10 protein-coding genes are annotated in these 11,951 nt (G+C 47.5%); all 10 read right to left on the bottom strand.

All coding sequences use genetic code 11. The features are described 5' to 3' along the window. Positions 1 to 69: 69 nt before the first annotated feature. Positions 70 to 357 (bottom strand): phage holin family protein, encoded by a 288-nt coding sequence (locus tag BLW49_RS18285; protein ID WP_076311982.1) that lies wholly within the window; start codon positions 355 to 357, stop codon positions 70 to 72. 235 nt (positions 358 to 592) lie between these two features. Beyond that, the gene (locus BLW49_RS18290; RefSeq protein WP_090726027.1) at positions 593 to 1,576 is read right to left on the bottom strand and encodes a ring-cleaving dioxygenase; all 984 of its coding nucleotides are present in this window, start codon (positions 1,574 to 1,576) and stop codon (positions 593 to 595) included. A gap of 225 nt (positions 1,577 to 1,801) precedes the next feature. After that, on the bottom strand, positions 1,802 to 2,425 hold the full coding sequence (cdaS, locus tag BLW49_RS18295; RefSeq protein WP_090726029.1) for a sporulation-specific diadenylate cyclase CdaS: 624 nt from the start codon (positions 2,423 to 2,425) through the stop codon (positions 1,802 to 1,804). A 156-nt stretch (positions 2,426 to 2,581) separates the two neighbouring features. Next, complete coding sequence (locus tag BLW49_RS18300; protein WP_090726031.1) at positions 2,582 to 3,139, bottom strand: YdhK family protein; 558 nt, start codon at positions 3,137 to 3,139, stop codon at positions 2,582 to 2,584. A gap of 204 nt (positions 3,140 to 3,343) precedes the next feature. Continuing rightward, positions 3,344 to 4,075 (bottom strand): DUF6081 family protein, encoded by a 732-nt coding sequence (locus BLW49_RS18305; RefSeq protein WP_090726034.1) that lies wholly within the window; start codon positions 4,073 to 4,075, stop codon positions 3,344 to 3,346. A 115-nt stretch (positions 4,076 to 4,190) separates the two neighbouring features. Then, the gene (locus tag BLW49_RS18310; RefSeq protein ID WP_090726036.1) at positions 4,191 to 6,014 is read right to left on the bottom strand and encodes an APC family permease; all 1,824 of its coding nucleotides are present in this window, start codon (positions 6,012 to 6,014) and stop codon (positions 4,191 to 4,193) included. A 281-nt stretch (positions 6,015 to 6,295) separates the two neighbouring features. Further along, a complete protein-coding gene (locus BLW49_RS18315; RefSeq protein ID WP_090726038.1) occupies positions 6,296 to 7,849 on the bottom strand; it encodes a hydantoinase/oxoprolinase N-terminal domain-containing protein in 1,554 nt (517 codons plus the stop codon). Then, positions 7,842 to 8,945, bottom strand: coding sequence for a DUF917 domain-containing protein (locus BLW49_RS18320; RefSeq protein ID WP_090726040.1), 1,104 nt, complete (start codon positions 8,943 to 8,945; stop codon positions 7,842 to 7,844). Before BLW49_RS18320 ends, BLW49_RS18315 begins: the two co-directional genes overlap by 8 nt. Before the next feature lie 4 nt (positions 8,946 to 8,949). Next, positions 8,950 to 10,212, bottom strand: coding sequence for a cytosine permease (locus BLW49_RS18325; RefSeq protein WP_076311990.1), 1,263 nt, complete (start codon positions 10,210 to 10,212; stop codon positions 8,950 to 8,952). Positions 10,213 to 10,353: 141 nt separating this feature from the next. Further along, complete coding sequence (locus tag BLW49_RS18330; RefSeq protein ID WP_256209819.1) at positions 10,354 to 11,940, bottom strand: PucR family transcriptional regulator; 1,587 nt, start codon at positions 11,938 to 11,940, stop codon at positions 10,354 to 10,356. Between the last annotated feature and the right edge of the window lie 11 nt (positions 11,941 to 11,951).

Below are 11,951 nucleotides of genomic sequence, written 5' to 3' on the forward strand. Positions count from 1 at the left end.
AGCAAGATTACATATTTATATATAGTCCCTTGTTTGCTGCTTGCGTAGACATTCGCCATCTGCTATTTGCTACTCGTTCTCACCAGAGCCAGAGCCACTTCTGGCACTTCTTGTCTGCTTCACCACCTGGTGTCCGTATACCGAAAATGCGCCTGCAAGAATACCTTGTATGACAGAATCAGGCGAAAGACCGAGTATCCATACACTCAAACCGACGGCTACGACGACAACGACATACACAATCGTCCAATCTGGAAAGGATGGTGTTGACTTCAGAATATATCCTACCACCCAGCATGCCGCCACGACGCCGACAAGTCTCGGGTCAATCAATTCCCATATTGCGCTCCATTCCACTAAGGGCCGCCCCCTATCTCGCTGAAAGATATGAATAAATGAAATAACACTCAAGGATTCCTCTACTCGTTATATATGCGAATGGATAGGAAATAAGTACATGCTGTATCAGGGACCCTTACGGGACGATTATTAGTGAATATAAACAAGAAGAAAGCCCCTTCCTTTTGATAGAGGAAAGAGGCATCTATAGAAAGACATCATTATTTATATAGCTAGTATCCGTTAACGATCATTACTCATATTCCTTGTCAATTACTCGGTCGCTTCGCATCGTGTTAATCGGACGTACATTTTGCTCAATTTGTTCACGGTGCGGCTCAAGGAATGGTGGCAAGGACAGCTTCTCTCCCAATGTCTCGTAAGGTTCATCTCCCATGAAGCCAGGACCGTCTGTTGCAAATTCAAATAGAAGCTGCGGCGTGACTCTCGCATATAATGATTCGAAGAAATGCCGATCCACATAGCCTGAGGTTGTAAATCCAAAGCTCGACATCCGCTCAATCCATTCTTCAAGCACGGCACGGTCCTCTACGCGGAATGCAGCATGATGAACGGTTCCGTACCCTTGGCGTGCGGGCGGAAGCATCGTATTATGTTCAACGACAACCTGTGCTCCGTTGCCTCCTTCACCTACCTCGAATAAATGAAGTGAGCCTTCAGCAGCAATTTCCTTGAATAAGAGTACCCGCTCCATCAATTCTTTAATGTAATCGAACTGGGCATGACGAATATAGATCGGTCCGAGACCCGTAATGGCATACTCAAGAGGAATGGGTCCATTCTGCCAAGGTGTGCCCGATGCCACTCCCTTATTATACTCATCCGAAATCAGCTGGTACTGTTGATCATCAAAATCAACAAAAGACAATGTTTTCTTACCGAATTGTTCTTTCACCCCGGTATGCTTGACACCAAGGCGGTCAAACCGCTTGACCCAATAATCAATAGCTGCATCGCTCGGCACCCGGAATGAAGACTTGTAAATTTCATCATTACCATGCTTGCCTTGCGGAATGCCGGGGAAATCGAAGAATGTCATGTCCGTTCCCGCACTCCCCTTGTCATCTGCGAAGAACAAATGATAGGTCTGGATATCGTCCTGGTTAACCGTCTTCTTGACGAGACGCATGCCGAGAACATAAGTGAAGAACTCATAGTTCTTCTCCGCATTGCTGGTGATTGCCGTTACGTGATGGATTCCTTTTAAATGATTCATCATGTCATCTCCTTAGTTAAATATGTTAAACAGGGATCAAATTCCTCACTCAATAAATGAGATTTTCAAAATAATCTAAATAAAGTATTTTAAAATTAAGATAATTCCTTATGAAGCAAGGTTTTGTTTCTCTGCTTCTATGTTTATTAGTTTATAACTAAACTGATGTGTTGTCAAGCCCATTATGGCAAAACCAATCGCACAGCATACAGCAGCTTCTCCCTGCTACAGCAAGCCGCTCGGCTGAACCGGATAGAGCTTACCCTGAATAGCAAAGGACACACGCCCTGTCTCCTCGGAAACGACCAGTACAAGACAGTCCGTTCGTTCGGTCAGTCCAATGGCCGCGCGATGACGTGTGCCCAGCATCTCCTCGCCTTCATAAAACTGTGCGGTAGGATAAATATTGCCTGCGGAGAGAATCACATTCTTATCCACAACCACCCCGCCGTCATGCAGTGGATTCCCCGGGTAAAATATAGACTCCATCAGTGAGAAGGAAAGAATCGCATTGATCGGAATGCCAGAATGGACAAACGGTTTGATCTCGTCCTTTCTTCGAATGGCAATGAGCGCTCCATGTCTTCGCTCTGATAAATGCTGCACAGTTGTTGCCAGCGTCGCATAATGATCAGTAAACGGCTCAAGATAAGTTCGTAAGTAGTAAGAGGCAGCAATGGTATGAATAGCCCGGAACTGCTGGTTCATCTGCTCGAATTGATTCAGAATACAGCACTGATTCTCCTCTATGGTGCCAAGCACACGATGGATGCCATCCATCAGCAGATGCAGCTGATTATTTAATTGATTTTTCATCGCTTCTGGCAGTGCCGGTTCGAGTGTATCCATTATTGCTTCATGGCTCCTTCATTAGATATATTTGTCCCTAATAGATTTCCCCGTGTAACTGTGAAGTTATTCAGGTGAGAATATTAGAAATGCCTGCGCATCAGGAGTATGTCCTGTATCGCAGGCATTTGTCGGAACATCATTAAACCGGTAAATTTACATTGCAGCCAGTTCTTCTTCCGTGACCCATTTATGGTTTGTGACAGGCTCACCGCCCGTAGTTGGAGTAAAATCAACCATATATACGGTGGTTTGCTTAGCCGTATCGATCGTGGCCTCTGCCCCTTTCATCCCTTCCATATGATCGGCGAGCAGCACGACCTCGCTGCCTGGTGTAAACGGTTCGCTGCCCGCATCCTGGATTTCTTCATGGATGACCCACTTATGATCCGTTACTTGCTCTCCACCGTTAACAGGTGTATATGAAACCGTATAAACGGTCGTGTCAAACGCTCCGGTTATGGTAGCTTCTGCTCCCTTCATGCCTGACATGTGGTCTGTAGTGATCTGTGCCGTTTCCCCTACTTTATATTTCGGATTTGCCGCTTCCTTTAAACCTTCAGGAACGTCACCTGACGAAGAATGATTCATGGCCGAATGATCTTGGTGCGCCGCTGTGTCTGCAGCATCGTTTGAATTGCTGTCGCCAGCATTGCCGCATCCGCTCATGATGAGCATGGCTGTAATTCCGATTAGTGCCAGTTGTTTTTTCATATTTCATTCACCTCGTCTAATGTCTTTGATGCATTTATAATATACCCTATAGGGGTATAATTCAAACATTATATTATCCTTGCTTATTTTGCCTGGGGTCAGATCGTACAACCTGTACTACATATGCCCGCTAAAAATAAAACAGCCTTTCGTTCCAAAGGAACAAAGGCTGTTAAAGAGGTTACGATATGGAACTCACGCTGTCTATTCCTTAATCGTTACGGTCACTGGAGAATACTCGGCGATAACAGTCTGTCCATGAACAGATACGCTGCCTTCCGGAGACAAATCCTTCTCTGTCATAATGCCGAGCGCAATCGTAAATTTGTTCATTTTGACCGGAATGCCCGTTTCGCGGCGAACCTCGTGACCATTGACCAGGAATACAGCTTCATCATTAGCACGGTTATACGTAATGGTATACGTGTTGAACTCTTGAGGCTTAAAGTGAGCGTCATCCTCTTTAAAAATGCTGAAGTAACGGGTCTTGTCCGATTCAGGCACCTTCACGCCCGGGAACGGAAGAATCGCATATACACTGCAGAACTGCTCATTGTTCGCAAAAAAGTCGAGTGCTGCACCAGTGCTGAAATCGAGCAGATTCAAGGATACATAGCCATCATAAAAGTCTCCCGGAACCGTTCCTCTTGTACGCGCACGAATCTGCAGCTCAAATGTCACTTCACCGGATTCCGGCACTTCGACTTCCTGGGCAGAATAATACATATGCTTCGCATTATCGAGGATCTGAACCTGGTCATGCTGGCGGCTCAGTGGTGCCCGTACATATAATATTCCGTTCCGTACGATGACCACCGCATCCGGCTCCCTGTACTCCCAGAACGTTCCGTCCGGAAGGGCGAATCCTCCAATCTTCCACACTTTACCTTCATCTAAAATGGAGTGAAAATCTCCAAAAACGCGCTGCTGCTCCATTGATTGATCCTTCTTTCTATATATCTGAATTGGGTCTCAAATGCTCATACCCTTCTAGTATAAAGGATTATCGAGATTAATTCCTGCCCAATACACGAATGCATTCTAACCCTCTTTATTTTTTCAGATGATAAGGAACCGTTGCAACAACGACATTCTTCCGATACAGCAGATAAGTGCGGATCATGAGACTCGATTGATTGTGCAGCGCATGCTGCCATCCTTTTTTCGGAATAAATTGCGGTATAATAACAGTGACCTCGTAGTTTGTTTCTTTTGCCTTGTGCTGAATGATATCAATAAACTTCGAGAGCGGATTGATAATACTTCGATATGGAGAGTACAGTGTAACCAGCCGAATGTCAGGCTGCCACTCCTTCCACTTTTTCTCAAACGCCGCCTCATCTTCTCTGTCAAACGATACATACACAGCAATAATCTGATGAGCTGACAATGCCTTGGCATAATTAAGCGAATTCTCTACGACATGGGTAATGCCTGCAACTGGCAGAATAATGACATTCCCTTCCACGTGCATAGCGGGCTCACAGGTAGACAGTCTCAGCTGCTCTGCAGTCGCATCATAGTGCTTCCGGATTTGATAAAATATAAACAGCATGACCGGCAAAAAGATCAGAACAGGCCATACCTGAGAAAATTTCGTCATAAAGAATACCAGCACTACGACAAAACTGATGAGAGCACCAATGGTGTTGATCGTCAGCTTGCCTCCCCAGCCCGGCGGCTTCTCCCGGATCCATTTGACCATCATGCCGGTCTGAGACAAGGTGAAGGGAATGAATACACCAACAGCATAGAGCGGGATGAGCCCCTCTGTATTTGCCCCAAATACGATAATTAATACGATAGACAGCAGTCCAAGGATAATGATACCGTTCGAATACCCTAATCGATCTCCCCTGACGGTAAACATCCGGGGAATAAATTTGTCCTTTGCCAAATTGACCGCAAGCAGCGGAAACGCGGAATAGCCGGTGTTGGCCGCCAATATCAAAATTAAAGCCGTCGTTCCCTGAATGAAGTAATAGATCAGATTACGCCCGAAGGTATGCTCCGCAATCTGGGACACCACCGTTACCTCTGCCAAGGGACGAATGCCGTAATAATAAGCAAGAATTATAATTCCCGAGAACAGAATAGCCAGCAGCGTTCCCATTGCCATTAGGGTCTTGGCCGCATTAGAGGGTGCCGGATCTTTGAAATTCGGTATCGCGTTCGAAATTGCTTCAACCCCGGTCAATGCAGAACATCCTGATGAGAACGCCCTTAGCAGCAAGAACAAGCTGATCCCCGCTACAGGGGTTCCGATTGGCGTATGCAGCTCAGGTGAGACTTTTCCGGTTACGATGTTAAACAACCCAACCCCAATCAGAATGAAGAGGGCGATGACAAACAGGTACACCGGATAAGCAAGCACGGAGGCTGATTCTGTAACACCTCTCAAATTCAGCACGGTCAAGATCAGGACGAACAGCACGGCGATCCATACTTTATAAGCATGCAGCGCCGGGACAGCAGAGGTGATCGCATCCGTACCTGCTGACACACTTACCGCGACAGTCAAGATGTAATCAACAAGCAGCGATCCGCCCGCAATAAGACCGGGATACGTGCCCAGATTGCTCTTGGACACGACATAAGCCCCGCCGCCGTGCGGATAAGCAAAAATAATCTGACGATACGACAAAATAAGTGCAGCGAGCAGAATCAAGACCCCTACCGCAATCGGGATGGAATACCAGAAAGCCAGCGTACTGACGGTAACGAGAACTAATAAGATCTGCTCCGGGCCGTAAGCTACAGAAGATAACGCATCAGAGGACAATATGGCGAGAGCCTTCTTCTTATTGAGCTTCTGCTCTCCGGCTTCATGCGATTTCAATGGACGACCGATTAATATCCGTTTCAAGTTATACAATGGTGTTCACCGCCATTTTTATGTAATAGATTGCCCAGCAGTTTGCGAATTCATAAATGATATTCGCTTGATAAGAATAAATCCTCCGTGCAATCGCTGTAAAATTCAATTCTCTCAACTTAATGCCGTATAGATTCATTTATGACCAATGACGGCGATGAAAGCGTTATGAATCAACTCTATTTAATGAAATCTCACACTCACTACCTTATGCATATAATTACATAAAAAAGAGGCTTCTACGGAAAGTCATACCCTTCCACATAGAAACCTCTCTTATCTTATCTCATCTGACCTACGACTTTCACTCGGAGTCTGGTTGCATTCTCCGGGTGATAAGCCAGCGGCGTTTCCTCCACTTCAACCAATTCAATCGTATCCTCTGCAGCTCCTGCAAGCACCGCCTGCTTCACTGCTTTCTCCCGGGCATCCTGAAGCGAAGATTCGCGTGGCTCTCTTGAATAAATATAGATCTGCTCGTACTGACCGCTGATCTGGGCAATCGATGCTCCAATCGCATTGGCAACACCGCCATTCGGCACCTTGATCATGCTCGCTACACCGCGGATGTTGTCCGGGACAATAATACTGCCGCCGCCGACAAGCACAAGCCTCACATCGTCAGAGGAGGTCTTCATCTTATCAATTGCCTGTTCGAGGATCAGAGAGATTTCCGCCTGAACGGATCTTGCAAAATCTTCTTCCAGGTGAGCGACAAGCGATGGATTGCCAACGTCGGCCAGCCCCAGCCGTACAGCAATATCTGTTGTCGTCAGTGTCTTGCCGCCAAAGACAAGTGCTTCTTCTCCAATCCGGTAACCGACACTGTCGGGTCCCACCGTAATCTTGCCGCTCTCATTGACACGGACAATGCTTCCACCCCCGAGCCCGACGGAGATGATGTCCGGCATCCGGAAGTTTGTCCGAATATCACCAACCTCTACCGCTACAGATGATTCTCTTGGGAACCCATCCTGCAATACTCCAATATCCGAGGTTGTACCTCCTACATCGAGCACCATCGTGTCCTTGATCTGCGCCAGATAGGAAGCGCCTCTTATGCTGTTCGTCGGTCCGCAGGCAATCGTAAGAATAGGGAACTGCTTCGCATAGTCTATAGACATGAGGGTACCGTCATTCTGACACAAGAACACTTGTGCAGAAGTAATCCCCTCCTCCGCCAGAGCATGGACGAACCCCTCTGTGGTCGTCTTAATCACCTTGCACAAGGCTGCGTTCAGAATCGTTGCATTCTCACGCTCAATGAGTCCTACTGAGCCGATTAAGGAGGAGCAGGATACCGGGAAGCCTTCGCCATAAGCGTTGTGAATGAAGTCCCGTACCTGCAGTTCCTGATCATTTTTAATGGAAGAAAAAACGCCAATGACCGCAATCGCTTCGACTTGATCCTGCCATTCCTTAAGAAGGGCGGTAATCTCTGCTTCGTTAATCTCACCTAACACCTGACCGTCATATTCATAACCGCCTTGAACGAGGGCATAACGGCCAGACAGCACCTCCATCATATCCTGCGGCCAGGCTGTATAAGGAGGAACGGAGGCCGTCGCTGGATAACCCAAGCGGATCACACCAACCTTCGCCAGCTTTTTGCGCTCTACAATCGCATTGGTACACTGCGTCGTACCCAGCATTGCATGAGTAATTAGGGTCTTGTCGATCCCTGCCTCTGCAAGGAGACTTCTGAGCGACGCTTCGATCCCTGATCCGATATCGAGGCTTGTCGGAGATTTCACCGCATGAAGAAGCTGATTATGCTCATCCAGCAAAATGGCATCCGTATTCGTTCCACCCACATCAATTCCGATTCTATACATGGTCCTTCACCGCCTTGTTCACTAGTTCCTCAATTGGGACATAATCGTAGTCATAGCCAAAGTATCTTGGTCCTGCTGTTTCGATCCCCTTCTTCGTTCTCCATTTATGATCACATGGAAGTCCAATTACCCGCACACGCTTCCCATATTTCAGGCTTTCTGTGGTTACCGGAGACAGCGTCTCATAGTCCACCAGGCACAGGAGATCCGGTGTCATCGCGATGACCTCATCATCCTTCTCGGCAATGAGATTCTCATTCTGGAAATGGACCTTCATCATTCCATCTTTATGCGCTTCAATCCCCTCCAGATTTATTCGTCCGAGGTTGAAGCCTCCCTTGGTTTCCCGAATGACGTCAACAATCTTACCCTGGAACAGCTCATATCCCGATACAAGGGCCAGCAGCTCGCTGAGCTTGTCCTTGGCATCCTTGTGATTAGAAGCTATAATCTGTCCAATCTTCTCAGAGAGCGTCACGATATGGTGAACCCCGCTCTGCTTCATCTGCAAGCCCGTCGTAGGATAGAGGCTCACGAGTGAGCTTGCCCCCATCTCGACTGTGGCCGTCCGCGCAAGACGCTCGGTCCAGCGATTGTTGATTGTTTCAAAAATACCGATGTTTCCCTTCTCATCCGTAATCGCCATTGGCGTCGCTGAAATTCCGTCCAGGTTGAAGGTCACCATCTGCAGCTCGGGGAAGGCTCTGCCCATTCCGTCACAATCGACCAGAGGCAGACCCAGCTGGGCTGCAACGACAATCGGAATCATCGAGTTAACGCCGCCCGCTTCCATCGGATAAGTACCTGCAATCTTGTCCTTGCCCAGGTACTGGGAGAGCTTCTGAAAGACTTTAACGAATTCCTCTCCATTGGGGAACTTTTCAGACGAGACCGATGGCGCTCCCATCATTGCCGTAGGAATAAAGAAGTCTTCATCCTCTATTTCATCAACCGTAACCAGTTGAACAGGTCCATTCTTCTCAATTGCTGATATGGCCATAAGTTTGCCGATATAAGGGTCACCCCCGCCGCCTGTTCCAAGAAACGCAGCGCCAATCGCAATATGTTCAATCGCAGCTTTATCTAAATATCTCATTTTATTAATCCTCCAGTACGACAGACTTTGAAGCGGTTAGACGATATCCAATGACATAGATAACAAATGAAATCACGATGCCGATCAGCGGCTGATTAGATACCTGCGGCAAGCTCGGGAAGAGTGACAACAGGACCGGAATACAGGCAATTACCGAGCCAATGAGCCAGGAGTATACGCCGAGGAGATTGACTCCCTCGGTCTCCTTCCAGCTGTTCTTATCCCCTCGGTTCATCACCCAGTAGGAAGCAATCATCACCCCGGCTACAGGCGGTACCATCGCGGACAAGACCGACATGACAGGCGTAAAATAATCCAGGATGCCGATAACCGCGAGCAGTGTTCCAATCAATCCGGCCAGTCCAACCGCCCACTTTTCTTTTTCTTTCGAAACATTAAAGACATTAGTTAGTGCAAATCCGCCGGAAATGGCATTGACCATATTGGTCTTCCAGGCAGCCAGAATTAGGACAACTCCGCCGATAAACGGAGTAGCGATGCTGAGAAATACCGCCGTGACATCATTGGTCTGATAAGCCAGCGTCAATACAGCTCCTACACCGATCATGAGCAGACCCGCCGGAATGATGCCGAAGATCGCTGCTTTCCATACATCAGAACGCTTCTTCGAGAACTGTGAATAATCCCCTGCAATTACCGCCCCGAGGGCGAAGGAGCCAATCGTTACAGCCAGTCCATCCATAAAGCCCATATTTTGCTCAGGTCTGTAATCGGCAATCAGCTGCATTGTATCCCCATTCAGTGCTTCAATGAGGCCATATACGCACAGCACGACCAGCAGAGGAACAGCAATATAGCTTAGTACACGCAGCACCTTAATTCCATACATCGCGGATACGACCATCACGAGGCCGCTGATCAAGGAGGCGACAGGAACCGGCATATTCACATCAAATTCCGTCAGCAGATTGGCTAGCGCCGCCCCACACACATTAGCCTGAATACCAAACCAGCCGAGACAGGCTATGGTGAGAAGAATGGAGAGAACGGTCCGTGACCCTTTTTTGCCAAATACCTGGCTTGCCACCTGAACCGTTGATTTACCTAAATCCGTGCTCTGAATGCCCTGCAGAATCATAATGGCGACGATAATTGAATATCCCACCAGAGTAACCAGTAAAGTCTTTGACATGCTCATCCCTGTAATCAGGGTGTTGCCGACGAGAAGTCCCGGAATGCTGATCATGGCACCCGCCCACACGATGCCAAGCGTGAACCAGGACTGATTTGCTTTTTCGTTCTTCATCGCTTCCCCCTCCGTTCTTTGTTTCAAATTGATTTTTCTCATTGTAAAAGAAGAAGGGGTGCGCCGTCTTTTTCAGAAATAAAAAGAAAAATCCGAATTTTTGTCTAATTCGACAAAAACCCGGATTCATTGGATTGAAGTTCAGCTGTTGATTAACCGATAAATCATGCACGCAAGATACACATCATAAAATTCAGAGTTCATCGTAATGTCGTAACCGATGTGCTCACTGATCTTCTTGATTCGATACTTCACCGTATTTTTATGCACATAGAGCAGCTTGGCACAGTCATCAAGATTCCCCTTCGCATCCAGCAGATAAGTCGTCAGTGTCCTGATTGATTCGGAATCCTCCAGTACAGGAGCAATGACGGACAGCCACTCCTCGATTACCTCTTCTCCCTGCACGCTGAGGTCAATCGCCCGCTTCATCGAGCGGATCTCCGCAGCCGTATACAGCTTGCGATGATTGTAGATCAGGTGTACCTTCTTGCCGACCTGATTCACGAGCTGATACATCCGGCGCACATCGGTCGTGTTCTTCATTCTCGGTGCGTAGATGATCTTGGAGATCGAAGAGGAATAACGTGCTGCCTCCATATATTCCGCTGCAATTTCGTATTCATTGTATTTATATGAGCAATTTCCAAGGAGAACGACAATACCATGCTCCATCGTCTGGATCACAGCCGTCTTATAATATTGGGCGAGATATTCCTCAAGCTCCTCGCGGATCTTTTTTTCCTCCGATAAATCCTGAACCGACACAAGCCACATCATTTGAATAGCAGACACATCAATATGCAGCTGATGCGCCAGTCTGCGCATCTTCTCGCTCTCATCATTAATGATCGCTTTGACGAGCGCGTATTCGCTGACCTCGTTATGCTTGTCCCCCCACAGATTGATCGCTACCTGCACGACCTCACCAATTTTGTCTATCGTTTTGGGCGGTAATTTGGCATTTTCCTTGATCACAAAAAGAAACAGTGTCTCGCCGTTCTTCTGATGAACACTTCGATGCTCAATATAGCCGGCAGATTCCACTTCTTCTGCCTTTATTCTGCCATGGGTCAGCTGAGGTGCGTATTCCCGAATCATCCGCGAGACGTCAAGGGTTGAGTTACGGGGCCACATGACCCGGTTGATCATATCCAAACTACTGCTCGTCAGTACCAGGTTGGCCTTCAGCCGGTCGGATAACAGCTTCAGCGTCATTTCCACACTGCGGGAATGCTCTGGCAGCAGTGATACCTTCTCTAGCGACTCATTCACAAAATTATCGTTGATCGTCTGCTGGCTTAGTACAACCGCTTCCATCACTTCATAGATGACTTCGTTATACCGCAATGTATAATCGTTCTCCGGCATACAGATAATCATGAAATTACGGGATTCTGCGAACTTCAACAGTTCAACCGATATCTCCGGAATAACAATGCCGACATAATATAGAATCAATCCGACCTCTCCAAGGTCATGCAGGTACTGAATCGTTTCACACTGCTTCTCGATACTGTCTTTAATAGAGAATAAGGAGCTAATTACAAGCTCCTCTGCATACCATTCCTTCTGAACGGAATTTACGATCTGTGAGGAGAAGTCAGCATTCGACACCTCCAGTACAGACAAGGAGGAAACGGTCCGTTCCACATTACTGTGTCCGGTCAGCACCTTCGCCCCTCGGAAGGAGGGCAATTGCAATATTTCTTTAACGGTTACCCCCATTAGCCTCACCA

The organism is Paenibacillus sp. PDC88 (genome assembly GCF_900106725.1).
GTDB lineage: Bacteria > Bacillota > Bacilli > Paenibacillales > Paenibacillaceae > Paenibacillus > Paenibacillus shunpengii.

What these genes read in the sequence shown, in the direction of transcription:
- BLW49_RS18305 (WP_090726034.1), bottom strand. Translation starts at nt 4,075, where the DNA reads ATGGAGCAGCAGCGCGTTTTTGGAGATTTTCACTCCATTTTAGATGAA.
- BLW49_RS18290 (WP_090726027.1), bottom strand. Translation starts at nt 1,576, where the DNA reads ATGAATCATTTAAAAGGAATCCATCACGTAACGGCAATCACCAGCAAT.
- BLW49_RS18325 (WP_076311990.1), bottom strand. Translation starts at nt 10,212, where the DNA reads ATGAAGAACGAAAAAGCAAATCAGTCCTGGTTCACGCTTGGCATCGTG.
- BLW49_RS18330 (WP_256209819.1), bottom strand. Translation starts at nt 11,940, where the DNA reads ATGGGGGTAACCGTTAAAGAAATATTGCAATTGCCCTCCTTCCGAGGG.
- cdaS (WP_090726029.1), bottom strand. Translation starts at nt 2,425, where the DNA reads ATGGATACACTCGAACCGGCACTGCCAGAAGCGATGAAAAATCAATTA.
- BLW49_RS18315 (WP_090726038.1), bottom strand. Translation starts at nt 7,849, where the DNA reads ATGTATAGAATCGGAATTGATGTGGGTGGAACGAATACGGATGCCATT.
- BLW49_RS18320 (WP_090726040.1), bottom strand. Translation starts at nt 8,945, where the DNA reads ATGAGATATTTAGATAAAGCTGCGATTGAACATATTGCGATTGGCGCT.
- BLW49_RS18300 (WP_090726031.1), bottom strand. Translation starts at nt 3,139, where the DNA reads ATGAAAAAACAACTGGCACTAATCGGAATTACAGCCATGCTCATCATG.